This is a genomic window from Neobacillus niacini, assembly GCF_046591715.1.
Classification (GTDB): domain Bacteria; phylum Bacillota; class Bacilli; order Bacillales; family Cytobacillaceae; genus Neobacillus; species Neobacillus niacini_L.
Map to the genome: position 1 here is coordinate 259,020 of NZ_JAWVNQ010000005.1, position 26,228 is coordinate 285,247.

The 26,228-nt window shown below is 40.4% G+C and carries 26 protein-coding genes and 1 pseudogene; 19 read left to right on the forward strand and 8 right to left on the reverse strand.

Annotation, left to right across the window (positions count from 1 at the left end; genetic code table 11):
* Positions 1-69: 69 nt before the first annotated feature.
* From SFC47_RS15640 to SFC47_RS15650, 3 genes are all read right to left on the reverse strand, one after another.
* Positions 70-2,997, reverse strand: coding sequence for a DEAD/DEAH box helicase (locus SFC47_RS15640; protein WP_411255220.1), 2,928 nt, complete (start codon positions 2,995-2,997; stop codon positions 70-72).
* Positions 2,998-3,376: 379 nt separating this feature from the next.
* A complete protein-coding gene (locus SFC47_RS15645) occupies positions 3,377-5,008 on the reverse strand; it encodes an SWIM zinc finger family protein (protein WP_411255221.1) in 1,632 nt (543 codons plus the stop codon).
* Between the two features lie 181 nt (positions 5,009-5,189).
* Complete coding sequence (locus SFC47_RS15650; protein WP_411255222.1) at positions 5,190-5,342, reverse strand: hypothetical protein; 153 nt, start codon at positions 5,340-5,342, stop codon at positions 5,190-5,192.
* A gap of 205 nt (positions 5,343-5,547) precedes the next feature.
* Here SFC47_RS15650 and SFC47_RS15655 point away from each other — a divergent pair, with 205 nt between their 5' ends.
* Complete coding sequence (locus SFC47_RS15655; protein ID WP_411255223.1) at positions 5,548-6,081, forward strand: hypothetical protein; 534 nt, start codon at positions 5,548-5,550, stop codon at positions 6,079-6,081.
* A gap of 208 nt (positions 6,082-6,289) precedes the next feature.
* On the opposite strand, the gene SFC47_RS15660 is transcribed toward SFC47_RS15655, so the two are convergent.
* Positions 6,290-6,430, reverse strand: a complete 141-nt coding sequence (locus SFC47_RS15660) for a hypothetical protein (RefSeq protein WP_411255224.1) — start codon at positions 6,428-6,430, stop codon at positions 6,290-6,292.
* Between the two features lie 220 nt (positions 6,431-6,650).
* Here SFC47_RS15660 and SFC47_RS15665 point away from each other — a divergent pair, with 220 nt between their 5' ends.
* A complete protein-coding gene (locus SFC47_RS15665; protein WP_411255283.1) occupies positions 6,651-7,217 on the forward strand; it encodes a TetR/AcrR family transcriptional regulator in 567 nt (188 codons plus the stop codon).
* Between the two features lie 107 nt (positions 7,218-7,324).
* Positions 7,325-9,484, forward strand: a complete 2,160-nt coding sequence (locus tag SFC47_RS15670; protein WP_411255225.1) for a YhgE/Pip family protein — start codon at positions 7,325-7,327, stop codon at positions 9,482-9,484.
* Positions 9,485-10,707: 1,223 nt separating this feature from the next.
* Here the strand turns inward: SFC47_RS15670 and SFC47_RS15675 are convergent.
* Positions 10,708-11,337 (reverse strand): LysE family translocator, encoded by a 630-nt coding sequence (locus SFC47_RS15675; protein WP_411255226.1) that lies wholly within the window; start codon positions 11,335-11,337, stop codon positions 10,708-10,710.
* 286 nt (positions 11,338-11,623) lie between these two features.
* On the opposite strand from SFC47_RS15675, the gene SFC47_RS15680 reads away from it, so the two are divergent.
* Positions 11,624-11,890, forward strand: a complete 267-nt coding sequence (locus SFC47_RS15680; RefSeq protein WP_411255227.1) for a SunI/YnzG family protein — start codon at positions 11,624-11,626, stop codon at positions 11,888-11,890.
* A gap of 342 nt (positions 11,891-12,232) precedes the next feature.
* On the opposite strand, the gene SFC47_RS15685 is transcribed toward SFC47_RS15680, so the two are convergent.
* Positions 12,233-13,144 carry a CPBP family intramembrane glutamic endopeptidase gene (locus SFC47_RS15685; RefSeq protein WP_411255229.1) on the reverse strand — a complete coding sequence of 304 codons (912 nt, stop codon included), beginning with the start codon at positions 13,142-13,144 and terminating at the stop codon, positions 12,233-12,235.
* A gap of 443 nt (positions 13,145-13,587) precedes the next feature.
* On the opposite strand from SFC47_RS15685, the gene SFC47_RS15690 reads away from it, so the two are divergent.
* The 14 genes and pseudogenes from SFC47_RS15690 (at position 13,588) to SFC47_RS15755 (ending at position 22,832) form a co-directional block, all read left to right on the forward strand.
* Entirely contained in the window at positions 13,588-13,869 is a 282-nt protein-coding gene (locus SFC47_RS15690) for a toxin-antitoxin system YwqK family antitoxin (protein WP_411255230.1), read from the forward strand.
* Positions 13,870-13,901: 32 nt separating this feature from the next.
* Entirely contained in the window at positions 13,902-14,297 is a 396-nt protein-coding gene (locus SFC47_RS15695) for an SRPBCC family protein (RefSeq protein WP_411255232.1), read from the forward strand.
* A gap of 36 nt (positions 14,298-14,333) precedes the next feature.
* Positions 14,334-14,819: a DinB family protein gene (locus SFC47_RS15700; protein ID WP_411255233.1), complete on the forward strand. Its 486-nt coding sequence runs from the start codon at positions 14,334-14,336 to the stop codon at positions 14,817-14,819.
* A gap of 633 nt (positions 14,820-15,452) precedes the next feature.
* Entirely contained in the window at positions 15,453-16,127 is a 675-nt protein-coding gene (locus tag SFC47_RS15705) for an HAD family hydrolase (protein WP_411255234.1), read from the forward strand.
* Entirely contained in the window at positions 16,128-16,670 is a 543-nt protein-coding gene (locus tag SFC47_RS15710) for an ATP-binding protein (RefSeq protein ID WP_411255235.1), read from the forward strand.
* Positions 16,671-16,800: 130 nt separating this feature from the next.
* Positions 16,801-18,267 (forward strand): annotated as a pseudogene (locus SFC47_RS15715) (IS1182 family transposase); the annotation flags it as partial.
* Between the two features lie 217 nt (positions 18,268-18,484).
* Entirely contained in the window at positions 18,485-19,135 is a 651-nt protein-coding gene (locus SFC47_RS15720; RefSeq protein ID WP_411255237.1) for a metallophosphoesterase family protein, read from the forward strand.
* A 131-nt stretch (positions 19,136-19,266) separates the two neighbouring features.
* The gene (locus SFC47_RS15725) at positions 19,267-19,755 is read left to right on the forward strand and encodes a tetratricopeptide repeat protein (protein ID WP_411255238.1); all 489 of its coding nucleotides are present in this window, start codon (positions 19,267-19,269) and stop codon (positions 19,753-19,755) included.
* Between the two features lie 105 nt (positions 19,756-19,860).
* Positions 19,861-20,400 (forward strand): RNA polymerase sigma factor, encoded by a 540-nt coding sequence (locus tag SFC47_RS15730; protein WP_411255239.1) that lies wholly within the window; start codon positions 19,861-19,863, stop codon positions 20,398-20,400.
* A complete protein-coding gene (locus tag SFC47_RS15735) occupies positions 20,390-21,070 on the forward strand; it encodes a hypothetical protein (RefSeq protein WP_411255240.1) in 681 nt (226 codons plus the stop codon). The genes SFC47_RS15730 and SFC47_RS15735 overlap by 11 nt, the downstream gene beginning before the upstream one ends.
* A gap of 122 nt (positions 21,071-21,192) precedes the next feature.
* On the forward strand, positions 21,193-21,630 hold the full coding sequence (locus SFC47_RS15740) for a DUF4275 family protein (protein WP_411255241.1): 438 nt from the start codon (positions 21,193-21,195) through the stop codon (positions 21,628-21,630).
* Positions 21,631-21,678: 48 nt separating this feature from the next.
* On the forward strand, positions 21,679-22,098 hold the full coding sequence (fosM, locus tag SFC47_RS15745) for a FosM family fosfomycin resistance protein (RefSeq protein ID WP_411255284.1): 420 nt from the start codon (positions 21,679-21,681) through the stop codon (positions 22,096-22,098).
* Between the two features lie 83 nt (positions 22,099-22,181).
* On the forward strand, positions 22,182-22,550 hold the full coding sequence (locus SFC47_RS15750) for a YxiJ family protein (RefSeq protein WP_411255242.1): 369 nt from the start codon (positions 22,182-22,184) through the stop codon (positions 22,548-22,550).
* A gap of 30 nt (positions 22,551-22,580) precedes the next feature.
* The gene (locus SFC47_RS15755; RefSeq protein ID WP_411255244.1) at positions 22,581-22,832 is read left to right on the forward strand and encodes a hypothetical protein; all 252 of its coding nucleotides are present in this window, start codon (positions 22,581-22,583) and stop codon (positions 22,830-22,832) included.
* A 195-nt stretch (positions 22,833-23,027) separates the two neighbouring features.
* Here the strand turns inward: SFC47_RS15755 and SFC47_RS15760 are convergent, their stop codons facing one another.
* A complete protein-coding gene (locus SFC47_RS15760) occupies positions 23,028-23,936 on the reverse strand; it encodes a LysR family transcriptional regulator (protein WP_411255245.1) in 909 nt (302 codons plus the stop codon).
* A 132-nt stretch (positions 23,937-24,068) separates the two neighbouring features.
* Between SFC47_RS15760 and SFC47_RS15765 the strand changes: the two genes are divergently transcribed.
* Positions 24,069-25,013 carry a M15 family metallopeptidase gene (locus SFC47_RS15765; protein ID WP_411255246.1) on the forward strand — a complete coding sequence of 315 codons (945 nt, stop codon included), beginning with the start codon at positions 24,069-24,071 and terminating at the stop codon, positions 25,011-25,013.
* 356 nt (positions 25,014-25,369) lie between these two features.
* Here the strand turns inward: SFC47_RS15765 and SFC47_RS15770 are convergent, their stop codons facing one another.
* Positions 25,370-25,831: a DinB family protein gene (locus SFC47_RS15770; RefSeq protein ID WP_411255248.1), complete on the reverse strand. Its 462-nt coding sequence runs from the start codon at positions 25,829-25,831 to the stop codon at positions 25,370-25,372.
* Positions 25,832-26,228 lie beyond the last annotated feature (397 nt).

Here is a 26,228-nt window from a genome sequence, read left to right on the forward strand (position 1 = left end):
CAGGCGATGGTGACAGGCACCGAATATACATCGCTGTATAATCATCTAATTAATTCCAAGTTGCCGAAACTACCCTAAGTACACCAAGTCTTTGAGTTCGTCTGTAGAAAGTTCGGTGATCCAGTTTTCGCTTTGGATGATTTGGTCGTTTAGGTGCTGCTTTTTCTCGAGCATGGCGTCGATTTTTTCTTCCAGTGTTCCGGTACAGATCAGCTTGTGCACATGAACGAAGCGGGATTGGCCGATCCGATAAGCTCGGTCTGTTGCTTGGTTTTCAACAGCAGGATTCCACCAGCGATCATAGTGGATAACATGGTTGGCCGCTGTCAGATTGAGCCCGGTTCCTCCCGCTTTCAAGGATAGCAGAAACACAGGGAATTCATGGTTCTGGAACTTTTCAATCATGTCATCGCGCTGCGTCTTTGGTACACTTCCGTTTAGGAACGGTACCTCTACACCAAACTTCTTCTTGAGGGTGGCACGAATCATTTCGCCCATTTCAATGTACTGAGTGAAAATCAGACAGCTTTCACCTGAATCCAAAACAGCATCGACGAGGTCGACAAGCTTCTCAAGTTTATTTGAGCGGTCGAGGAGCAATCTGTCTGCTGATCTTTCTTTTAAATAGAGAGCAGGGTGATTGCAGAGCTGCTTCAAACGGCTGAGCATTTGCAGGATTAATCCTTTACGCTCAAAGCCAGACAGCTTCTCAATCTCGGCAAACGTATCACGGACAAGCTGCTCATACAACGAAGCCTGTTCTGTCGTAAGCGGACAGTATTCCTTTTGCTCCTGCTTGTCAGGAAGATTAAGCGCCACCTCTTCGTCTTTTTTCGTCCTCCTCAAGAGGAACGGGCGAATTAGAGACTGAAGCTCATTGACCTTTTCCTTTTTCTCATCCTTCTCAATCGGAATGACGAACTTTTTCTGAAATTGCCCTAAGCTGCCGAGGTAGCCATGATTGGTAAAGTCAAAAATCGACCACAACTCAGATAATCGGTTTTCCATCGGGGTACCAGTCAGAGCAATATGATGGCTGGCCCTGAGCCTTCTGACAGCCCTCGACTGCTTTGTCCCGGCATTTTTAATATTTTGCGCCTCATCAATGGCGATCGAACTCCAAAGCTTTGACTCGAAATCTTCTGAGTCCAAATGAATCAATCCATACGAAGTCAGGACAACGTCAGCATCTTTAATTTTCTCCGTAAATGCCTCTTCCTTCAAACGATTCGAACCATAATGCAAATACACATTCATCTCCGGAGCAAACCGTTCAAGCTCCTTCTGCCAGTTGCCGAGTACAGAAGTCGGACATATAATTAACGCTGCTTTCACAGGAGTTTTGGAAGCCGGAGTCTTTGCACCCTTTTCAGGAGCTGCTCCGCCTTTGGTGCCTGTCACCGCTTCAGTTGCTGTTTCTATTTCTGGCAGGACCCCGATTTCATCTTTTACCTTCAATAGGTACGCGATTAATTGCACAGTTTTTCCGAGTCCCATGTCATCGGCAAGGACTGCGCCAAAACCATACTGCCGCAGGAACCATAGCCAGCTCATTCCCAGCTGCTGGTAGGGGCGAAGTTCACCCTGCAGTCCTTCAGGCACTTTTTCCAATGGAATTTCATGTGCTTCAGAAAGCTGTTTGATCATTTTTTTCCACTGGCTGTTTAGTTCAATTTGAATTCGCGCGAAGGCTTTTGGATTTTCGAGTTCATCTTCCGTTAGTGGGGCCTCGATTAGCTCCTGTTCGAGCAGATCTCTTACATGTAAGCCTTCTTTCTCGGCACGCTTCATCAAATCCTGTATTTGCCGGATGAAGCCCGGATCAAGCTTAACCCAGCGCCCGCGGATAAACACGAGACGACGTTTTTCTTCGACAAGCTGGCTGAACTCTTCCTCAGAAAAGTCGACACCGTTCATCGAAAAACGCCAGTTGAAATCCAGCATAGCCTGGAGTCCAACAAATGAAGGGCGGTGGCTGGAGGATCCTTTTAGGGACGCTTTTACCTTCAAATTAGCATTCTTCATCGCCTGCCACCAGGAAGGAAGCAGAATTTCAACATCTAATGCGACCAGGGTTTCACTGGCCTCCGTTAAAAACATCCACGCTTCTTCCTCTGTGAGCCCAGCCTTTAAGGTCACTCCGTCCTCACTCAGCCAAGGTATCAACCGTGCCCAGCGTTCTTGCTCGCGGTCCACTTTTTCTAAAAAGGGCTTCCAGCGGGCAGGGAGCTTTGTTTCCAGTCCATATACATCATCGACATTCTTTTTCCCGCGCAAAAAAACATCCAGGTTCCAGGGGCCTTCGCCATCTAGCGGCTCCTCTAACCTCAGTCCAATCGTAAAAGGGGTGTCGCTTTCCTTTATCCCGACCCATTCGAGCCAGCTGTCCTCATCGAAATACCGGGCCAGCTCAGCGCCAGAAATATTTTGTTTTCGGAGGAGAGCAAGCTTCGGCCCAAAGAGCTCTTTCATCGAAGCGTTCCGGGTTAAATAAGCATCTAGGGCATGGTCGTATAAATCAGAGATGAATTCCTCAACACTTTCAGAAGTCTCAACCTGAGTATCGACGGCTTGAGCCCAAAAGGAAGGGTCGAACTCATCCTTCACCCGAACAGGGAGCTGCCAGCGGAATTCACCATTCTCCCAAACGGAAAAGTCCGGCAGCCAATCCTTCTCGAGAATTCCTTCATGTAGAGCATGAGCGGCGGCGAGACAAATTTCCGATTGGTCACTCCAATCCCAGTCAATAAACCGGTTGAAGGACTCCTTTGCAAAAAGAGAGACAAGGTGCCAGCCTGTGACCACAACACCCTCGATGCCATCAACAGTCTCTGTTTCCAGAAGCGTGCCAAAAAAGCTCTCATCATGACGGCCAAAGAGCACATTCTTCCACTCAGAAGGAGGCAAGCTATCTCCGTGCTCATCCAAAGCAGCCAGAAGATAACGCCCACCTTCCAATTTAATAGTCAGAAGCTTAACAAATCTGGTTTTCAGCATCGTAACGTTACTCCTTTTACTAGAGTGGGGTGGTTTGGTGTGGACAAATAGCGGGTATGTGTTGTTTCCAAATACTATCTAAAAGTCCAAAACCCCTAAAAAAACATCCAAAACATCTATAAAAAAGTCCATAAGTACTCTGGAAAAGTCCAAAACATACGGATAATAGTCCAAAACCCTTGGGAAAAAGTCCAAAACCAATATTGAAAGCAAAACCAACCAAAAAATGACGAATTTTTATGGGCCTACTGTCCGCCTGAGGTGGACAGTGTCCACGAGCGGTGCCTGTCACCACAGAAAGACAGTGTCCACGAGCGGTGACAGGCACCGAAGCAGTCGGCACCAAAGCGGTCACCACTCACCCAAAGCAGTCTAGCAATTATTCCTCAATAAGCTTACTCCGCTTGCATTCTTCATGAAAGGCGCGGAGTCTTTTGGTTTTTTCCAAAAGGCTGTCGAGGAAGTATTGCCAGTCGTCGAGTCTTTTGGTTTTTTTGTATAGGGTGCGCAGCTTTTTCAGGTGACGGACGGCTGCTTTGTAGCTGGAACGGTTCTTTTGATTGATCTCGTTCAGCGCGGATTGGTGCAGCATTCCAAGCAGCACCTCCGGCCTTTCTTTCTCAATCACCTTGACGCGCTCCCGTGGCAGGTCGTAAAAGTTCCAGCCCATAAATGCCTGCAGGTCTCCCCATTTGTCATATTGCTTTCGTTCAAATAGCATAAATTCATATTCTGTATAGCTGTAAGGCAGGGTTGCCAGCATCATCTTTTCGTACAATTCCACTTTTCCGTTTTCTGTAACGTAAGGGGTAATCGCCTTAAGAGAAGAACGCGTAAAAGATGCACATGAATGATAGGCTCGCAAAAAGTCTAGATAGCCTCTCAGTTTACCTGAGAACAGCTCGATGAAGGGGCCGACTCGTTTCCACGCTTTCGTCTGTGACAACAGCTCAATCCAATGCAGCATATACGGTGTTATCACCTTATCATCCATCTTATTAATCAAATCTAATGCGAGTTCATCCTTTTGCTGTAATAAGCTGATATGAATTCCAGCAATCATCAGCGGATTCGGATTTTCCCATTCCTGTAAAGACTTGAGCCGTTCATTAATATTTAAAATCTCTTGCTCGCGCCATTCCTTCTTTTTAAAAAGATTGGTCCATAGAAGCCGGTAAAGATAGACTCGTTCCTGCTCAAGTCCCGTTGACGCTGTCAAAAGCTCAAACACTTCGTCCTTTAATTGTAAAATAAACGCGTCAAAGTCAAATGGAAGAGATTGAACACCAATCTTCAGCACAAGCTCGTCGGCATCCTCGATTAAATTATGAAACACAGAAAGGTAGGCCCGCCTGACAACATCCTCAGCAAATCCCGAGTTCTCAGTCAAAACAGCGAGCTTTTTAAACGACACCACAATTCCGACCATTTCATACAGCAGGCGCCATTCTTGTTCCACCGGAGCGCTAGCCTTAATCCGCCGTTCATAAATGTTAAACAGTTCATCAATAATAAATGGACTCGAAAACTTTTTCGAGTTCAGAATCGTATCAAAGCTCACCTCAAACGATTCAACCCAGCGCCGGTAATCAGGCTTCATCACGCCGTTCGCCTTGATCAAATCCTTTGCCTTTTGCAGCCCCCAGCTCGTGACGTCATTCTTTTCCTTCACCGGTTCCCGCCACTCAGCAATCCACTCAGCGACGCTTCCGACTCTGCTATACGCAGCAAAAAACACGGCCAGCTGATGGCGGCACATTCCCTCGTGAGGACACGTACAGCTGCTTAACGACAAACGTTCAAAGTTCAGCTTCACATGGCACGGCGTTACATCCTGCACCATGGCAGTAATTTGAGCATTCCATATTTGTAATTGCTTGACCATCCCTTGCCGGTAAAGCATTAAACCCTTTTGGATAAGCTTTACATCATCAGCAGCATGCGGATGGAACAAATCCTTGATCTCTTCAGATAAAAGTTCAATCCGTTCGTTAGCAGTCGTTGCTCCCAAAGCCACGACCCCCTTTTTTAGAAAAATCCATATTCCTATATTATACCCAAAAATTGGCCATTAGAGATAGAAAAAGGGAATTCTATTCAAGCTCAGCATTTTTTGTAAAAAGATCACGATAAATCCCCTATGGTCCCCAAACACAAAAAAAGTCCAGGCATTGATTAACCAACGCCTGGGCTTAATTATTTTCAATTTCAGTTGTCGTGGTGCTGACAGGTGGATTCTGTCCCAGCTGGTGTGAGACATATTCAAACAGGTGAGTAAGGTATTTGGTAAGCTCGAAGCCGTCTTCATTAGCAAACTGTGATAATAGCAAATTAGAATCTTTCATTTCGTTCATCTCCTTAAAATATTTTCTATCATCATTCTTACCAATCTATCAATCTCTTATACATATACAAAAAAATAATGGTTCCATTTACCCGTGTGCACATTATTCTGGTATAACTAAATTACTGAATTCTGTGAATTTTCCGTTGAAACCCCCAAAATCTTTGGAAAAGGGAGTAATATATGGAAAAGAGAGGGTGGACACAATGAGACATAAAACTGAGTACAAATCTCCCTACGCAGCAGCGGTATGGTCAGTGGTATTACCGGGTTTTGGGCAGCTTTACAATAAAGATTATGTGATCGGTTTTGTGCTGCTGGGCTTTGAATTCCTGATTAACTTAAACTCGAACCTGAACATTGCACTGGTACACTCATTTAATGGCGATTTCGCTCTGGCTCATAGTGTCGTCGATTACAGGTGGGGAATGTTTTACCCCTCGATTTATGCGTTTTCCATCTGGCAGGCGTTTAACTCCGCCAAGGCCTACAACGCGAGAACCCTGACTAATATGAAGAAACGAAGAACCTACTACACAGGTTTTTTCATTGGTTTGGTGGTGGGCATGGATTTCGGGTTATTTTGGCATGACTTCCCATACTTAAATCACTTTAGTGTCTTAAAAATCTTAAATATACCTGTGTTCAGCGGATTAACATTCGGCCTCTTATTTGGTATTCTTGGAAACTATTTAGAAAAAGCAATCTACCGAAAAAAGAAGATCGAAGAATTAGCTTAATCGTTTACGCTTCGCTGCTGGGCTGGAGTTTGTCCATTTTTTAAGTGCATCATATACCAGCGAGTAGAAAGACTTATTTTGAGAGCGACATGTACACTGTACGTCATATATCCTTGTCCATTTACAAGGTATGTTCACATCTGCAAAAGTGACACGGCAGAACACGCAAAAACCAGCCCCAGCAGCGCTAGGACTGGAAAAAAATTTATTATAAACTTTCTACTGACTGTATCTCTTCGGTTACCCCTGGTTCCACTGTTTCTACATCATCTGTAGCGAACCGATCCAACCCCCCTGTGGCACAAAACAAAACCAGCGCAATAAACAACGCAATTAAAACCTTTTTCATCGAATGATCCCCCAGTTATTTCTCATATCTCTACTCAATTAGACGTGAGCAAATGGTAAAAGGTTCCATAAAACTGTATGACAAAATTCGCAGGATAAAATAAATCACGCAGAAGAAACGACAATTTGTTGCATTTCAAAATTCGACATGTTATAGTACTTTTCATACAAATGACCAATTTGGTATTTTAGTCAGTTGGAGGTGAGAAGACTTGGCGGTAATTGACCGAAAGAAGTTGATTTTGGAGGCGGCAGCGAAGTCTTTTTCTTTATATGGCTATAAGGCAACCACGATGGATCAGGTTGCAAAGTTAGCCAATGTAGGAAAAGGAACTATCTATACCTTTTTCAAAACGAAAGAAGAATTGTTCGACGATATAATCAATTCACTTATCGCTGAGATTCGAGAGGAAGTCGAAAGCGTGCTCGATGACTCAGCATCGATTCTTGAAAATGTGAACAGAGTGTTAGTTCGGGTTCATGCGTTCAGGGAGTCACACCAATTGACGATTAAATTGATTCAGGAAGAGCGGGATATGGGGACGCAAACAGTGGTCGAAGCGATGCAAAGGGTAGAGCAATCGATCATTCAATACATGAAAGTGATCATTCAAAAAGCGATCGATAAGGGCGAAATCAAATCTTGTGATCCTGAAATCACGGCCTTTGTGATGCTGAAAATGTACTTTTCTCTGGTGAATGACTGGCAAAGAAACCACCATCCATTGAAAAAAGAAGAAATCGCCAAGCTATTTGAGCTTTACTTACTAAAAGGCTTGTTACACTAAGTCTTTTATTTTTAAGAAAAATTGACCATTTGGGTAAAATGGTCATTAATTCGAAGTTTGATTGACTAATTGAGTAAAACAGTCATTAAGTTAGGAGGAAAACAAACATGAAAGGCACTTCATTTAAGTCAGAATTAAAAGCAATCCTTTCCAATCGAAAGGTGCTTGTTCCCATCATCGCCATCCTTTTCATTCCCGTGCTATATGCAGGAATGTTCCTGTGGGCGTTTTGGGATCCATATAAATATTTAGGCGACCTGCCTGTGGCGATTGTGAATCAGGATGAGGGAGCAGAGATCGACGGGCAAAAGCTTGAGATCGGAGACGATCTGGTTAAGAATCTGAAGAAAAGTAACACGTTTGATTTTGACATAGTGAGCAAAAAGCAGGGATACCAAGGATTAGAAGATCAAAAGTATTATATTTTGGTAGAGATTCCAAGTGATTTTTCAAAAAATGCCACAACACTGCTTGAGGACCAGCCGCAAAAGCTGCAGCTCAAATATGTTCCGAATGAAGGGGCAAACTTCCTATCAGCGCAAATTGGTGAAACCGCAATGAAGGAAATCAAAGCGGAGATTTCAAAACAAATAGTTGCAACATACTCTGAAAGTATTTTTGAAAAAGTAACGCAAATGGGCGAAGGCTTAGCGCAGGCAAGTGAAGGAGCCGGCCAGATTAATGACGGTAGTGTAAAACTCAACGAAGGTGCCGGACAAATCAAAGAAAACCTCGAAACCTTGGCAAGTAAATCAATTGAGTTCGAACAAGGAATGAATAGTGCAGCGACGGGGTCGGGTGAAATAGCCAAAGGGACAGCCGCGCTTCGTCAAGGACTGCAAGAAGTCGACGAAAAGCTGCCGCAGCTGGTGACAGGCACCGAAAAAGCAAAAGCAGGTGCACAGCAAATGAAAGAAGAGCTGCCGGCTGGAATTGCGGCAGGAATCAACGCCCAGTTATCAAGCAGTACGGAAAAATTGAATGTTGGTATCAACCAGTTTGAAACGCAGCTAGCTGCGGGATTGTCTTCACAGATTGCGGATCAAATGATTGCCCAGCAGACAGCTAAAATGCAGGAACTGGCCGCCGCCTTAATTGAGAATGGCGTTCCAGCGGAAAAAGTAGCTGCTATTATGGCACAACAGACTGCGCCGGTGAAGGAAGAGGTGGAGCAACAGGTTTCAAAAGCTATTACCCCAGGAATGCACCAGGGCTTTACACAATTTACATCGCAGGTAAATGGACAATTGCTTGGGGCGACATCAGGTTTGGAATCACAATTGAAACAACAAACCGACCCTGTGTTTGACCAATTAATTGGGGGGATCGGCGAAATTAACAGCAATCAGGTAAAATTACAGCAAGGAATCCATCAGCTGTATTCTGGCGCGGCCACCCTAAATGAAGGTGCCGGACAGCTGACAGCGGGGATGGGTGAATTAACGGCAGGTGCGGGTAAAATAACAGAAGGAACAGGTAAGCTTGCGGAAGGTTCTACTGAATTACAAGCTGGAACAGAGAAATTACAGGATGGTTCTTCGGAATTAAACGAGAAGCTGGCGGCCGGGGCTGATGCGGCGAATAGCGTAAAAGCCGATGGAGATACCTATGATATGATGGGCGAGCCAGTGAAAGTCGATAAAAATGAGATTAACACTGTGCCTAACTACGGTACCGGCTTTGCACCTTACTTCATCTCACTCGGACTTTTCGTAGGGGCATTGATTATTTCGATCGTGTTTGGTCTGAGAGAACCAGCTGTCAAACCAGCTTCCGCAGTACAATGGTTTACCGGAAAATTAGGAGTCATCACGATAATTGGCGTGCTTCAAGCACTATTAGTCGATTTTGTATTGCTGTTTGGATTAGGGATAGAGGTACAAAGCGTCCCGCTATTTATCCTCACTTCCATCATCACCAGTATGGTGTTCGTGACATTGATTCAAATGCTCGTCACGACTATGGCCGATGTGGGCAGATTTATCGCAATTCTTATTCTGATTATGCAATTAACGACAAGCGCGGGAACCTTCCCACTTGCCTTGATACCAGAGGCGCTGCAGCCATTTAACGCGTTCTTCCCAATGACTTATAGTGTTCAGGCGTTTAAAGCAGTGATCTCAAGCGGGGATTTCGCCTATATGTGGCATAATAATGGTATCTTGCTTGTTTATATGGCTGGATTTATGGTTGTTACCTTTAGCTATATGGCTATTACGTTTAAACGTAAACAGGGTAGTGAGAATTTTATTGAGCAAGCGGCATAGGATATGGAAACACCGGATTTGCCTACGGGCGGATTCGGTGTTTTTTTGTGGGATGGATGGGTGATGGGGATATCTGCCAAAAGGGAAGCTTTACCTGCAGAATTTTGTGCTTACCTGCCAAAATTTTATATTACCTGCAAATTTTCTTTGTTTATCTGCCTAACAAATCCGAGACACCAAAACTTGACTCTGAAACAGACAGGCTGCGGCCTGGCTGAGGTAATTTACTTCCTATATATGGATATTTCGCTCGGAATTAAGTGTAGATTATGGATCAGGGCAGGTATTTATAGTTACCTATTTTATAAAAAATCCTCTACCTGCCAAAATGAGTTCCTTACCTGCGGATTTTATCCGCTTACCTGCATAGTTTGGATTTTACCTGCATAATTCCTTTGTTTATCTGCCTAACAAATCCTAAGCCCCCAAACCAGACTCTGAAACAGGCAGGCTGCGACCTGGCTGAGGTATCTCATTTCCTATATCTGGATATTGTACTCCAATTCCAGCGTAGATTATCAATCAAGGTAGGTTTTGATAGTTCCTTTTTTTATAAAAAACCATCAACCTGCTAAAATATGTGCCTTACCTGCGTATTTTATTCGCTTACCTGCACAGTTTGGATTTTACCTGCATAATTCCTTTGTTTATCTGCCTAGCAAATCCTAAGCACCCAAACTAGACTCTGAAACAGCCAGGCTGCGGCCTGGCTAAGGTAATTAATTTCATATATTTGGATATTCTGCTCGAAATTGAGTATAGATTATCGATCAGGGCAGGTATTTATAGTTACCTTTTTTATAAAAAATCCTCTACCTGCCAAAATGTTTGGCTTACCTGCGGATTTTTGCCACTTACCTGCACAGATTAGACTTTACCTGCGAATTTCCTTTGTTTATCAGCCTAACAAATCCGAGGGCCCAAATTAGACTCAGAAACAGCCAGGCTGCGACCTGGTTGAGGTGTTTTATTTCCTATATATGGATGTTTTGATCGGTATGGAGCGTAGACTATTGATCAAAGCGGGTTTTGAGAGGTACCTTTTTTAATTAAAATCCTCTACCTGCCGAAATGTGTGCCATACCTGCGGATTTATCCACTTACCTGCACAGTTTAGATTTTACCTGCATATTTCCTTTGTTTACCTGCCTAACCAATTCCACCCGAAAGTTAGGAAATCAGAAAAAGCCAGGCAGCCGCCTGGCTTAGGTAATGTGTTGCCTCTAATGCTGAGCTTTCTCTAACGCCAATTTAATCCCAAAACCAATCAAGATTGTCCCGGTGATTCCTTCCATCACCGTTTGGGTTTTAGGCTTTTTCATAAAAGTACGTATCTGGTTGAGCAGGTAGATATAGAACAGAAACCAGACGGCGGTTAACAGGGTATAGGTTATGCCCATGATGAGAAACGGAATAAACGAAGGGCTGCCGGAATTTACGAACTGTGGCAAGAAAGTCAGGAAAAATACGGCGACTTTTGGATTCAAGAGGTTGGTCAAAAACCCCTGCTTAAAGCAAGATTTGTTACCGTACTTGCTTTCGATACTCATTTCGTCAGGTGCTGCTTTGTTCTTCCTTAATGCCCATAATGTCTTGATCCCTAAATAAACTAGGTAGACGGCGCCGACGTATTTGAAGATAGAAAATACAAATGCTGACTTCACGATGATGGCTGAAAGTCCGACAACAGCGGCGAGAGTATGAATAAGTAAGGCGCAGCAAGTGCCAAAGATTGTTCTTAAGCCGCCTGTTTTTCCCACTGTCAGCGTATTTTTTGTGGCGATGGCAGTATCCGGGCCTGGTAAAATAATCAGTAAAACGCACATAATCACAAACAAATAGAAGTTCTCCAAAATAATCAACACCTCCGAGTAAAAATAGTTAAAAATACTTTACCATAAATATTTTGAATTTTAACTCACTTTTTGGAATAATTGTATTCTTTGAATGGGGCATTATTTTCGGTAACTTTGTTGTTTCTGGATAACCTTAATATATTTTTGGGGCTATGTTAAAGGTAAAAGTCGAATTCGGGAAAAATAAATAAGAAGCTGAAATTAATGTTAGTAGAATGGTGGTTTGAAAAATATGGTAATATATTATTGTATGAGTTTTTCTGTTTAAGGGGGATATGTCAAGATGGAAATGAAAGTAAAAAAGATAGATAACGATATAGTAATCAAGCACCTATTTACAAAAGTAGTAATTCCTATCTCTGATTTAATTAGTGTCTCATTTGACGATACATACGGTGGAGAAGAGAAAGATGCTATTAGAATTGGTCATCCTCGCAGTAGTACCGAAAGAATTGCAATCAAGACCAAAACAGTTAACTATTTATTGTTTACACCTAACTATAACTCTATTATGAATTTAATTAAATCAACTATTGAAGATAATAAATGACTATATAAATTGAAATTATATTATTCTTCTTAATGTATTTACAGTAGTTTTAGTGGAATTTTGGCTAGCAGAAATAAGCTTTTGATCGACTCGTTCATCAAGTGCTATTTTTTCCGTTGACTCGATCTTTAAATACCCCAATTTTTTTAAAAAAAGGCTGTGTTAAAGGATACTGTTGATTTTAGAACCTGTTGATTGGAGCGGAAGGCGCTTGACTCCTGCGAGGAGGCTCACGGGCGAGCCCGCGGAAAGCATAGCGCCTGGAGCGCAAATCAACAGCCTAGTTTAACACAGCCTATAAAAAAAACGCCAGTAACCTTCTCATGGCCACTGGCGTCTTTATTAAAGTTCTTTAGTTTTGTATTTTCTCAACGAAATAAATAAGAAAATTCCAAGTGAAACAATGCTCCACATGAGTGAGATTGCTGGATTTATATTGGTGACAACAAATAGAGATGGGATGTCGCCTAGGGCAGAGTCATCCATCGTGAGGAACCATCCCAGCAGCATATTATTTGCTGCATGCGCTCCAATCGATAATTCGGCGCTGTTCGTTTTTACCGTGATATAACACCAAATAAATCCTGTTAACAAATAATCTGCTCCAACAAAAATGGGAGAATAGCCCATCTCGGGATTCGTGAAATGGAGCGCGCCAAAAATCGATCCGGCTATAAGCGATAATAGAAATGGAATGTGTATCCATTTTCCGAAAAACTGTAAGAGATATCCTCTAAAAAATAGTTCCTCACAGGTTGTTTGCAGGGGAGTTAAAACTAACACGAGCACAAATAAAATCAAAAAGTCAGAAAGTGTGATGTCGTTAAGGAAGTAATCCCCGGGGTTTAGGATAGAATCAATAACGGATGTCAGACTCAGGATGACAAAGAAGGCTATAAATCCATAGCCAATTCTCTTCCAATCTACTTTTCTATTGGGTGTAATGAGCGATGAGAATCTGCGTTTATGAATGAAAGTAATCGCAACCCATAGGCCAAAAAGCCAAAATAAAAATTGTGAATTCATTAAGGCAAAATAAAGTGTCGGGTTGATTCCAACATAATCCTCAATTTCAAAGTCATAATAGGTATTGGGATTTCCGTCAGTATTAACGATCCACTCACTAAAGATGATAAAAGGCAGCGCCCCAACAATGATAAAAAGAACAATTACAAAAAAAGAAGATAAATACCGCTTCCAGCTATTCTTGCCCTCGCTTACTTTAATAAAATCCAATTTCCATAACACCAACATTCTAGTAAATTTAAAAAATACATACAGATTATTACACTATTGGATAGATTAGTCAATTAAGGGGCATGGGGACGGTTCTAGCGGTCTTTTTTATGGATACAATATACATTTTTGGGACCAGTAGAACCGTCCCCATGGTCACATGGTCACCTAGTCCAAATTTCCCTTTAATTATTGGATAATTTTAGTGATATTTTCTCTTTTTTACATTTCGTAAAGGGAATATAATGGGAATCACTATTTGACCCCTATTAAATAGAATAACTTTTTGGACTTCCAAGGTTTTTGGGAGTCTCTTTTTTTTATGTCAATTGTTTTCTTTGCGGATAATATGTCCACTTTTATCCTGAAAATAAAAAGGGAAATTAGCCCTTCCTGTGGAAGTTCTATGATTTATAAGGGCGACCATCAAGGTAAGTTCAATTAGTAATCGGAGGTAAGTCATGGAGAATGAAAAATGTGATTTGACCCAACCCAGCGGTGTCAAGGAAAAGAAGCTGGAAGTGATTGAGGGATATACGATAAAGTACCATGCAAATGGAAAAACAATCTGGTCAAAAGGTAAAATGGTGGAAGATCAGCCAGAAGGATATTGGGAATGGTATCGTGCCGATGGAACCATAAAGCGTTCGGGATATTTTGAAAAAGGTGAGCCGGTTGGTGAATGGGTTACCTATGATAGTAATGGAGAAAAATACAAAACCACCAATCGCGATAAAAAGTAATTACTGTTAAATAAATCTTAGGGGGAATGGTTATGGATCATACTCCAGATATAAGTTCTGTTTGGATAAATGGGGAGATAGAAACAGTTTGGAATGCTATTACAAAAGAAGATAAACTCTTCCAATGGTATGTGCCAGGTTCTCCTTGGAACATACCGAATCTAAAGGCTGGGGAGAGAGTAACCTTTACATTAATGCCTAGCGTTCATAACAATCTGTCAGAAGAATATCCAATGACTTTATCGATTGAGAAGATAATCCCTTATCGGGAGTTTTCACTATATATAGAAGAACAGCGAATGCTTCTTTCTTTTACCTTAGATGAAGAAGCCAACGGAATAAGAGTTGCGATAAATTCAAAGGGTTTCAATCAGTCTTTAACAAACTTGAAAGCCTTGGTTGAGGGGAAGGAGATTCCTTACGTTTAAGATGTGATCGATGCAGTTTAATGGGGAGGGGCATTTTTGCAAACTTTTTTTAGATATAACTGGCTGGTAAGAGAAGACTGGTATCGTTGGTGTGAACAGTTAAATGAAGAAGAGCTTCTAGAAAACAGAACGGGTGGAATGGGTAGTATATTGCATACGCTTTTCCATATCGTTGATGTCGAATGGAGCTGGATACGTCTTTTACAAGGTAAAACCGACTTTCAAGAGAGTTTCGAAGACTATCAAAGCTTGGAAAAGGTTCGGAAATTGGACGCTGAATTTCATTTAGAAGTGGAAAGTTTTGTAAATAACTGGGACGCTAGTATGGAAAATCGTTTATTTTACGATACCTTACCTGATGGAAAAATCGTGACGGATACTTGGGGGGAAATCATGCGGCATAATATTGCTCATGAAATTCACCATATCGGACAATTATCCATTTGGGCAAGGGAAATCGGAAAAAAGCCTATTTCTGCAAATCTAATAGGCAGGGGTCTTTCTTCTTATTCCAGTAAATAATTCAAATTGAAAGCAATTTAGTCAGTTTCTAAAGGGTACTCAACTTTGTAATCATGGTTGTTAATGTACTATATATCCATACAGTAGATAAGAGAGCTCAAGAAGAAATAATAAAAAGCAAGGCTTAGGGGAAATTCCTCTAAGCCTGCTTTAATGATGTGAAAAGCCTATGAAAAACACAGTGACTTTATGTGTAAATGATGGTTTTGCTTTTCTATTATTTAGTCGTATTGTTCATATATTCTTACTTGAATGTTTTTTATCAGAAGCCATCACTACTAATATAGTTCCAACGAATAATAGGATACCTTCACATAATATTGACCAAATACTAAATCCCAAAATATTTGCCAATGTTACTCCCAATAAATTTAAAGATAATCCGATTGCAAATATAATTCTGTGCGGTAATGATTTTACTTTATATAAAATAAACGTATTCCCCCTTCATCGTTATTTCGCCTCTACAAATTACAAATTCATTACCCTTATTTTACACTGAACTTTTTATTAATTGGTAAAAATTGATTCTATAGGACCTCAAACTTTATTTTTTGATGGAGGAACAGATTTGCTGAGCAGGACTTTCGGCACCATAAAAAGAAGAATATATGGATGGGGAGTGTGCTCAATTTGATTAAAGCGGTGTTATTTGATTTAGATGGAACGTTGTTAGATAGAGATGCCTCGGTAAAAAGGTTTATACATAGTCAATATAGTAGGTTGAATAGAATGGTGGGGCATGTTCCGAGAGAGGAATATGTTGCTAGATTTATAGATTTAGATCAGCGCGGCTATGTTTGGAAGGATAAGGTGTATCAGCAGTTGATTAAGGAATTTCACATAACGGGGCTCACGTGGGAAGAGCTGCTTCAAGACTATCTCACTGACTTCAAGTATCATTGTGAACCATTTCCGAATCTCGTTCCTATGCTGGAAGAGTTGAAGAGCAGGAATCTTTGGTTAGGAATGATTACAAATGGCAGAGGACAGTTTCAGATGGACAATATCGAGGCACTGGGGATTAAAAAGTATTTTGATTGTATTTTAGTATCGGAATGGGAAGGGATAAAAAAGCCGTATCCCGAAATATTTACGAGGGCTTTAATGAAGCTTAATGTTTCACCCGAGCAAAGTATATTTGTCGGGGACCATCCTGAAAATGATGTAATAGCGGCTCAAAATGCAGGGATGATAGGAGTTTGGAAGAAGGATCTGCAATGGCAGATAGAGGTAGAATTCAAGGTTAATGATTTGACCGAAATTCCGCTCCTCATAAAAATTTGTGAAAATGGGCGGGATTTTTGAATGAAAAGGTTAGTGATTATGACCGTTGGTACAACTCATAGCGGTAAAACAACATTTGCGAGGACTCTAGAACAAGAATTGGCTAACTCAGTTGTGATTGACCAAGATAACCATGCGGAATTTATCAACACTCATTATAAAAAGCTAAGGCCAAAACAAGGGCCTAATACATTTAAATACGCGATCACGCAAACGATTGTAGATTATGCGGTAGAGCAGACGGATTTTCACCTCATTCTTTGCAATTCAAATACGGATCGCACAGAGCGTGTAGAACGACTGAAGCAATTTCAAGAAATGGGATTTATCAGCATTCTCGTCCATTTTGATCTTCCTGAACATATTCTATGGGAAAGGGTAGCAGGAAGCACCCGTAGTAAAACGATATTCAGGGTTGCTTCAACCTTTGAAGAAGTGCTGAAGAGGCAAATCGCAAGCGGGATAGAAGAACCAACAGAAGATGAGGCAGATTATTTATTTAAAATTAAAAACAGTGATGAAGTGGAAACTGCTATTCATAGAATTGTTAGTATTCCTGGGTGACCATGGGGACGGTTCGAGACCACTGAAAAACATATCCTAAAATTTGTAAATCGATAATGTGCACAAAAAAATCCCCCTAATTTGGTATACTGGAATTGACTAGAAACCAAACCAAAAAGGGGGGATTTTTATGCTTAAAGACAAAGATATGCAATTAAGCATCTATTCATTATTATACGATAAAATTCCGGAAAAGCATACGCTTAAACTACTTCAAGATAACGTTGATTTTAGTTTTATTAATAAACTTCTAGAAAAGTCCTATTGCAAATACTACGGAAGACCCGCAAAAGAACCTGAGCTTATGGTAAAGATTTTGGTTCTTCAATACCTCTATAATTTATCAGATGAACAGGTAATTGAAGATGCATCTCTGCATCTTGCTTACATGTATTTTCTGGACATCAATCCAGATGAAGGACTTCCCGATCCAAGCCTTTTATCCAAATTTAGAGTACATAAATTACAAGATATAACGTTAGATGAAATCATTAAAGAGATTGTTAATCAATGTGTAAAAAAGGGAATTATCAAAGATACTGGAGTAAGTATTGATACTACACATACCGAAGCCAACACATTTAAAGCGACTCCTGAAAGGGTCATGAAGCGTTTAGCTCACAAAATATTTAAAACTATAGAAGAAGAAACAGGTGAAATACCTGAATCTATCAATCAAGATGTCCCTGAATATCAAGAAATTGAGGACCATAAAGAAGCAAAGGAAACCATGAAATCCTATCTAGAAGATACGATTTCACAAGTGGAGCAACATGTAGAAGTAGAAATGGCCCCAAAGACCAATAGAGTGTTGGAAAATGCCAAAGAAATTTTACTGGATCCTAAATTTATGGAACAAAAGGGTGTCCGTTCGATTGTAGATCAAGAGGCCCGTGTGGGCCATAAAAGTAAAACGCAGAAGTTTTTCGGATATAAAACAGAATATGTTATCACGACAGAAGAGCGAATTATAACTGCAGTGAGGGTTAATGATGGTGCCTATGTCGATGGAAAGCAGTTCAATGAGTTAATTGAATTAACAAAGGCAAGTGGAGTAACCATAAATGAAGTATATGGTGATCGGGCTTATTTTAAAAAACCAATATTAGACAAAATAAAAGAACTTGAAGCAACAGCATATATACCGGTTAATCCAATGTCTTATAAGCTAGATGAGGATAAATACAGTTACAACAAGGACTCAGACGAATGGTTTTGTGTGCAAGGAAATAAAACTGAGGAAAAGAAATATGCAAAGAAAAAAGATCGAAATGGATCGTATAAATATTATTTTGAAAAGGAGAAGTGTAGAAGCTGCCCGTTAAGAGAAAGTTGTGTAAGTGGAACCGCAGTTAGAAAAATATTAGTTGTGGGATTAAATACCTCAGAATTCTATGAATATAGCCAACGAGAAAAGACCGTTGAATTTAAAGAGAAATATAAGAAAAGGGCTTGCCAAGAATGGAAGAATGGGGAAATGAAAAATTTCCACGGGCTAGATCGTGCCAGGGGGTACGGTCTTAAAAGCATGTCTACACAAGCAAAATTAACGGCATTAGCCGTAAACTTGAAGAGGATAGCAAGTAAGCTATCCTCATAATAACCCCTTTTACTCTACTTATTTACCATATTTTTGTAAAAACCAGCGGTTTTTTGAAAAAACTAACTCAGACGTTAAAGATTCAGTTGAAATTAGGTGACTTTTTCAGTGGCCTCGGACGGTTCTCGTGGTCTTTTTTGGATACAGTTTCCATTTTTAGGACCGGAAGAACCGTCCCCGTGCCCACCTGACCGTTAAGAAGGAGATTGTATAAATGAATTTTTTAGTAATTGGAGATGTTCACGGCTGCTATTATACGTTTAAGAATATGCTGACGAAACACTGGAATAAAGAGAATGAGGTATTGATTCAGCTGGGAGATATCATTGACAGGGGGAAGAATTCTCCGAGGATGGTGCAGTTTGCAAGGCAATTGACTGCTGATTTTCCAGATAAGGCTGTCTTTTTAAAAGGAAATCATGAGTTTGAAATCATTGACCACTTTGTGAATCAACCCAATGCGAATTGGCTGCGGCAGTGTGGGGAGGAGACGCTTCGGCAGTATGAGCAAGAGGGTCGGGATTGTCAGAGTGATGTGAAGTGGATGCAAAAGCTGCCGTTATATTGGGAGAATGACCACTTGTTCGTTAGTCACGCTGGAATTGCAGAAGAGGCAGCGGACCCATTTAAGGAAGACGATGGCTACAGTGTGCTTTGGAATCGGAGCCCATTAAAGAACATACATAAACTGCAAGTGATAGGACACACGCCATGCGACGAACCGAAGTACGATGTTCACAGCCATTCCTGGAATATTGATACCGGTGCCGCCTACTCGGGGTATTTAACGGGGGTAAAGATTAATCCCAATGGCGAAGTAATTGAATTTATAAAGGAAGTAACGGATTCTAGGGACAAAGGGTGAACAATGGGGTGACCACGGGGACGGTTCTAGCGGTCTTTTATGGATATGATATTCATTTTTAGGACCAGAAGAACCGTCCCCATGCCCCCAGGAGAACCGTCCCCGTGCCCCCGTTTAAGGAGTGAGTTTATTTGGAACAGGAAGTCATCAAGGCGATTGAATTGCGGCATGAGGGGAAACAGAAGGAATCGAATGAATTACTTTTGAAGGTAGTAAAAGAGTTCCCGAAGGATGCCTATGCCAACTACCATTGTGCCTGGAGTTTTGATTTGCTGGGGAAGGAAGCGGAGGCCATTCCCTATTATGAAAAAGCGATAGACCTGGGGCTTGCCGGGAAGGATTTAGAGGGAGCTATCCTGGGGTTAGGGAGTTCCTGCCGGGCATTAGGGCAATATGAAAAGGCAAAAGCAGTTTTCCTAAAGGGAATTACATTATTTCCAAACAATCGGGCTTTAAAAGTGTTTTATTCGATGGCCCTTTACAATACAGGTGAACACCAAGGTGCGATGGAAATCCTGCTTACCTGCTTGATTGAAACAACATCAGACGAGAATATTCTGCATTATAAAAGAGCGATTTCCTTTTATTCTGATAAACTGGATCAGACTTGGAATGATTAGAAAAGAGGGTTACTGCCCTCTTTTTTGTATGTAAATAAATTTCTGTAACCTTTTCTTAAGGTAAAACGATTAATAGTTGAACAGTTGATTTAAGGGGGGAAGAGTTTGTTTGATTTAGAGAACTTAGAAGAAAAAATCAGCGAAATATACCATCTTCATTATCTAGATGTCTATAAATTTCTTGTTTGTTTTTCAGGGAATCAAGATGAAGCGGAGGACATGACGCAGGAAGTATTTATTCGCGTATTGAAAACCCTAGGGAGCTTCAATGGCACGAGTAGTCTCAAGACTTGGATTTTTTCCATCGCGAAGCATGTGGCAATAGACCACCATCGTAAGAAAAGGTTTTCTTCAATTTTCAAAGAAGGATTTTTCAAGCAGATGGCTTCAAAGGAAAAAGGACCAACGGAAGTAGTTGAACGTAATGAAATGCAGCAGCTGGTGCATGAAGCAATCTCGAAGTTAAAACCCAGCTATAGGGCAGTCGTTTTGCTTAGAGGAATCAATGAATTTTCGATAAAGGAAACAGCTGAAATCCTCCATTGCAGTGAATCCAAGGTCAAAGTCGATTACCACCGAGCGTTAACAGACCTAAAGAAGAAATTGAAGTTCGATGTAAAGGAGGTAATGGGGAATGCAAAATGATAAAGAATTGTTTAATCTATTAAAAGAAACGCATCCCTTACAGCCTAGGCAGGAATTTGTTTTAGCGACGGAAAAGAAATTGAGACAGCGTGCACGGAACATGACCAAAGCACACATGATGAAGCGGTTATCGTTTGTTTCAAGCGGAATAGCATTGTGTGTGCTTGCGTTTTCATGGTTTTTCTTTTTCAGTGGAAAGGATGTTGTATTAGATACTCTCACTTCACTGGGACAAAAGGAAACGCAAGATGAAAATATAGTGACCATGGATGCGGTATTACAGAATGCCCTTACCGGTCCTAGTGATGAATTGAATCAAATACTGGATCAGACGGATTGGATCGAACCATTAGGGCAATACGAAGAAAAACGGTATAAAAAGTATTTTGCCAATGATACCTCCTACATGGATTTCGTCAATAGCTATGGTTCCACATTAATGATCGAACCGAGACGAAACGGGTACCAATTAAAGGTGAAAAACATTGAATATGAAAAAATAGATGCGAAAGATATGGTTTATAACTTCTCGGTAGAATTACAATACCAAAAAGAAGGCGGTAAAGAGGCAGAGGTATCAACGGTGAAGGGGCAGGCGAATTTAACGGAAGATCATAAAATCGAAGGTATGGTCATTCGAATGTCTGATTTTTGGGGATTATTGAGGTAGATTGCAAAAAAACGCTCATTGTTACAAGATGACCATGGGGACGGTTCTAGCGGTCTTTTTGAATATGATGATATCCACTTTTGTGACCAGGAGAACCGTCCCCACGTCCCGGGGAGGTACTAATGAAAGACCTGTACGATAGACTTAAATCTAAGAAAATTAAGATAACGGAAATACCAACATGGGGACAATATTTGCGCAAGGAATGGGAAAAGCATTTTGCTGATCATTTAGATGATAAGGAGAAAAAATCTATTTATCTTCATGATGCTGATGGTTTTTGCGGCTACCTTTGGCATTTGTTTAGTTATGAGAAAAGAGATTGCTTGAAGGGAGAAGAAGCTGCAGCTGCTTTCAATAATCAACGTAAGAATGAGTGTTATGTGTTTTATCAACATGCTAATTATGCTCTGCTTCTAGAAAAAGCTTGGATGTTTCAGTCTGAGGACTTATTGCAGGAGGAAGATATTTATATTGTAGATAAAGGATTCAACTGGACCTACATACAAACACACGAGACGGGGTGGTGTGGTCCGTATTTCAGCATTAACTCCAAATGAACTTATGTATAGAGATAATGAGAAGCCTAAGTCTGAGGTGATAAAATGATAGTAAAAGGTCTAAATCATTTTCTATTTTCGGTGTCTAATCTAGAAGATTCTATCGAGTTTTATAAGAATGTGTTTGATGCCAAGTTGTTAGTGAAGGGCAGAACAACAGCTTATTTTGATTTAAATGGGATGTGGCTCGCGCTTAACGAGGAAAAGGATATTCCGCGAAATGAGATTAGCCAGTCCTACACCCATATAGCATTTTCAATAGATGAAGCAGAATATGATGCTGCGTACGATAAACTTAAGGAATTGAAGGTTAACATCTTGAACGGCCGCCAAAGAGACAGGAAAGATAAAAGATCCATTTACTTTACGGACCCGGATGGACATAAGTTTGAATTTCATTCAGGTACTTTACAAGATAGACTTAATTATTATAAAGCAGAAAAATCTCATATGGAGTTTTACGATTAAGGGACATGGGGACGGTTCTAGTGGTCTTTATGAATATCCAATGTGTGACCAGGAGAACCGTCCCCATGGTCACGGGAGGGAAAATGGAGAATATCATAGAAAAATTGAAACATATGAAAGATAAATTAGATCAGCCATTTCCGTATCGTGATAACGATCAGATACAAGAAGATTTTCGAGACGAATTTTTAAGGTTATCACACCAAGATAACAGTTTGAATGGTGATTTTAATGATTATTGTATGAACATCGCTGGAACGCTAAGTTATGTACTGGCTGGAAAAATCAATAGAATTCCAAACCGCCAGATAGAGGTGTTACAGTTGTCCTTTTTTGATAGCTTTCCACAGTATAAGTTTTTGGAGAGCAGAATTAGTAATTATAGTGATTTCTTTGAGGAATATAAAAACTTTGAAGACACACGAAAATTATTGATGCAAGTATTGAGGTAAGAACTATGCTGCACATGGAGGTTATTCTGCTTGAGCGGGATCGATAAACGAAACAGACTAAGTGAAGAGCCATTTACTTACCAAACAACGAAAAAAGGAACAATCGTAATCTATTACAAAGGTAAACAAATTAAAATCCTAAAGGATAGTGAGGCTGCAAACCTTATATCGAAAATTAATGAGGTAGAGGGTAATCAAACAGAAGTCCAGCTGTTGTTAGCAAAAGTTACGGGTAACTTTAAACGTGGTAACGAGAAACTAGGTAAAAATAAAAGGAAGTAATCACTCCCTTTCCTTGGTAGGTTTAACCAATTAAGTAAGGCTTAGAGAAAAATGTCTCTAAGTCTTTTCGCATTTTATTGGGTGGGACCATGGGGACGGTTCTAGTGGTCATGGAATGCATTTTTGTGACCAGGAGAACCGTCCCCCTGGTCTCGAATCCATTTTTATGACCAAGAGAACCGTCCCCCTGGTCCACTATTCATTGAAGTACCCCGTCGAGACGTTCTGCAAGTATTTAATAAATTCCCTTTCAAGATAGCTAGTGTATTGATTATTCAATCGAACCCATCCATATGGAATGGTGGTGATTCCACAATCTGTTAATGGTATAAGAACAATGCTTTCGTTCTTTACATAGATATCATCATTTAAACCCAAATCAATCATAAAGGTAATCGCGATTCCATCAGCAACCGCTCTTTTTACAGTCTCCGAATTATTCGACATAAACAGAATTTCCATTTCCCCATGATCATTGAAAAACTGTTCAACAAATTTTTTCATATTAAGTCCATTGAACACGGCAAGAGGTTTGTCTAGGATTTCCTTTGGAGATAATGTGTGATGTAACGATAAAGGGGAGTTTTTATTAACACCGACATTCAATGTTCCGGAGACTAAGGTCCCATATTTTAAATCCGTCGAATCTTGAATATTTTCATTAATGAAGACTAAACCGATATCGATACTATTATTCCGAATACCATCAATAATTTCATTTTCTGCTTGTTCCGTTATTTCCAGTTTAACCCCGGGATAGTCCTTTTTAAAAAGCGGAATTACTTTTAATAATAGGTTCATCACAGTCGGACTTGATGAGATTTTTAAATTTCCATGGATACTGGTGGTTATAACTTGAGCCTCATCTTTTAACAGTTGAAGCTTGGCTACAATTTCATAAGCGATTTTCACGATTTTTTCCCCATCGTCTGTGAGCAGAGTCCCTGATTTGGATCTGATAAATAGTTTCATACCTAATTCATTTTCTAAATTGCTAATAGAGCGGCTAATTCCTGACTGGGATATCTTTAGATTTTCAGAAGCAATGGAAATGGATTTCGTTTTCGCAACCTCGACAACATACTCTAATTGTTCAATATTCATAGTAAACCCCTTTGTATGAGTTTTAATCAAGTATATATGATAAATCGATATTTTACATGTCCAAAAATCAATAATAAAATATCAATTGTATTTTAAATAGAAAAAGGAGTGGCCTTTCTGAGAAATCTATCATTGAAAAAATTCACAATTCCCGTTCTAGCATTAATCATCATTTCTGGGTGTCAGATTCGTCACTATATTGATGAAAATACAAAAATCTCAAATCAGAGTATAAAAAAAGATGAGAAAGAGACGAACAACGATCATAATTTAGATGATCAAAAAACGTCAAAAGATATAGCTCCAGCTAACGAAAAGCAGTCCAATTTGAAAAAGCCCGACGAAATAAAACAATCAAACACCGAGATTCAACAAAAGCCACCTTCATCTGAAAAGGAATCTGACATTGCTGTTAATGAGGAACCATCTGACTCAACTAAAAAACCAGTAGAAAAGCCAGTCGAGAATAAAGATGATTCTATACAAGTAGTTGCTCAACCCAATAGTATTCCGGTATTGGTTAATAAATCTTTATCCTTACCTGAAAACTTTGTGCCGAAAAATCTGGTGTACCTTGATGTTCCGTTTATTTTTTTAGGTAAAAGTGAAAAACGAATGATGCGAAAAGAAGCAGCCACTGCGCTAGAACAGCTATTCGCGGGGGCAAAAGAAGAGGGAGTGACGCTTTTAGGAGTTTCAGCATATCGCTCCTATCAAACGCAAAAAGCTCTATTTGAACGTTATGTATCTATTGATGGGTATGAAAAAGCAAGGACATACAGTGCCATTCCTGGTACAAGTGAACATCAGACAGGACTGGCGATTGATGTAACAGGAGGAAATGGCAAGTGCGCTGCAGAGGATTGTTTTGCGGGTACTGTGGAGGCTGCCTGGTTAGAGCAAAATGCAGCTGAGTATGGCTTTATTATCCGCTATCCAAAAGGAAAAGATAAGATTACAGGGTATAAATATGAACCTTGGCATTTGAGATATGTGGGTAAAGATGTTGCGATAGATGTGGCAGCTAAAGGAATTACTCTCGAAGAGTATTTTAATACACTGCCGGTATCTAACTAACGAAAAGTCCTGGATCATCGGGGGTTTTTGAGTGGGGTTCCATTTTGGAACGTGACAGAAGAGTAATTGAATAAGATGATAGAAGTAATAAATAAGGCTTAGAGAAAATTGTCTCTAAGCCTTTTTCTACTTTTCCTTTCCACAGTCTACGCATTTGTCTGTAAAATAGCTGAATTTATGATATCTGCGAAAAAAACATAGTATAGCTTTTAATTTCATCATTTGGAAGGACTCCTCTAGTTGAATATTGAATACTGTAATACTAATCTTACACATTCAACATTAAGCCGCTGTTACAAACAAATTAAGAACTATGACAATGCAATTAAATTAAAGGTAAAGTCCCAGTCTGTTCTTTATTTCATACATTTCTTCAAATCAAGAATCGTTTGTAAATGCATACCTTCATGGAAAATAGTACGGATAAGGACTTGCTCGATCGTATGCATACCCATTTCTGTTGGCGGGAACTCTTCCTCCAGCCGGTTACCGTATTCTGCTTTAATTTGGGCTGGCTGCTCCTTTAATAGATTTTTCAACTCTTCGACGGAAGGGGTGTCAGGAGTAAAGTTGGCAGGTGAGGTTCCATATCCAAACCAATCTTTGAACTGTTCAGGAACTCTAGCTTTTTCCATGGTAACCGCCTGGATCCATAGATACTGGTCGAGATAGATGTGCCCGAGGTTCCAGCGGATATTATTATTGAAGCCTTTTGGAATCACTTCCGCTTCCTCTTCGGTTACATTTTCTAGCACTCCTAAAATATAGCTTCGATAGGTTTCTAATTGGGTAAACAACACTTCATGACGCGGATTCATCAGGTATGCCTCCTTTTATTTTCTAGCATTTTTATTCGATAAAAATGGGGCAGAATCCTGCTGGGGGCATGGGTGGGGCATGGGGACGGTTCTCGCGGTCTTTTTTTGGGATATATTATCCGCCTTTGTGACCAGGAGAACCGTCCCCATGGTCACATGGTCACAAAAAAATAACTGACTAATATTAGCCAGTTCATGTGACGCGAGGTGCTGCCTCCCGTCTAATATAGTATATTCAAGTTTATGGCAAGGTGTTACAAGAAACTATTAATTTTAAGTGACCAGGTTAACGGTTCTAGCGTCTTATTATGGAAATGATATACATTTTTATGACCAAGAGAACCGTCCCCATGGTCACCAAGAGAACCGTCCCCATGGTCACTTGAAAGAAAGGTGT

What these genes read in the sequence shown, in the direction of transcription:
- SFC47_RS15740 (WP_411255241.1), top strand. Translation starts at nt 21,193, where the DNA reads ATGAAAGACCTGTACGATAGACTTAAATCTAAGAAAATTAAGATAACG.
- SFC47_RS15770 (WP_411255248.1), bottom strand. Translation starts at nt 25,831, where the DNA reads ATGAATCCGCGTCATGAAGTGTTGTTTACCCAATTAGAAACCTATCGA.
- SFC47_RS15650 (WP_411255222.1), bottom strand. Translation starts at nt 5,342, where the DNA reads ATGAAAGATTCTAATTTGCTATTATCACAGTTTGCTAATGAAGACGGC.
- SFC47_RS15710 (WP_411255235.1), top strand. Translation starts at nt 16,128, where the DNA reads ATGAAAAGGTTAGTGATTATGACCGTTGGTACAACTCATAGCGGTAAA.
- SFC47_RS15750 (WP_411255242.1), top strand. Translation starts at nt 22,182, where the DNA reads ATGGAGAATATCATAGAAAAATTGAAACATATGAAAGATAAATTAGAT.
- SFC47_RS15655 (WP_411255223.1), top strand. Translation starts at nt 5,548, where the DNA reads ATGAGACATAAAACTGAGTACAAATCTCCCTACGCAGCAGCGGTATGG.
- SFC47_RS15670 (WP_411255225.1), top strand. Translation starts at nt 7,325, where the DNA reads ATGAAAGGCACTTCATTTAAGTCAGAATTAAAAGCAATCCTTTCCAAT.
- SFC47_RS15695 (WP_411255232.1), top strand. Translation starts at nt 13,902, where the DNA reads ATGGATCATACTCCAGATATAAGTTCTGTTTGGATAAATGGGGAGATA.
- SFC47_RS15660 (WP_411255224.1), bottom strand. Translation starts at nt 6,430, where the DNA reads ATGAAAAAGGTTTTAATTGCGTTGTTTATTGCGCTGGTTTTGTTTTGT.
- SFC47_RS15760 (WP_411255245.1), bottom strand. Translation starts at nt 23,936, where the DNA reads ATGAATATTGAACAATTAGAGTATGTTGTCGAGGTTGCGAAAACGAAA.
- SFC47_RS15735 (WP_411255240.1), top strand. Translation starts at nt 20,390, where the DNA reads ATGCAAAATGATAAAGAATTGTTTAATCTATTAAAAGAAACGCATCCC.
- SFC47_RS15685 (WP_411255229.1), bottom strand. Translation starts at nt 13,144, where the DNA reads ATGTTGGTGTTATGGAAATTGGATTTTATTAAAGTAAGCGAGGGCAAG.
- SFC47_RS15640 (WP_411255220.1), bottom strand. Translation starts at nt 2,997, where the DNA reads ATGCTGAAAACCAGATTTGTTAAGCTTCTGACTATTAAATTGGAAGGT.
- SFC47_RS15720 (WP_411255237.1), top strand. Translation starts at nt 18,485, where the DNA reads ATGAATTTTTTAGTAATTGGAGATGTTCACGGCTGCTATTATACGTTT.
- SFC47_RS15680 (WP_411255227.1), top strand. Translation starts at nt 11,624, where the DNA reads ATGGAAATGAAAGTAAAAAAGATAGATAACGATATAGTAATCAAGCAC.
- SFC47_RS15690 (WP_411255230.1), top strand. Translation starts at nt 13,588, where the DNA reads ATGGAGAATGAAAAATGTGATTTGACCCAACCCAGCGGTGTCAAGGAA.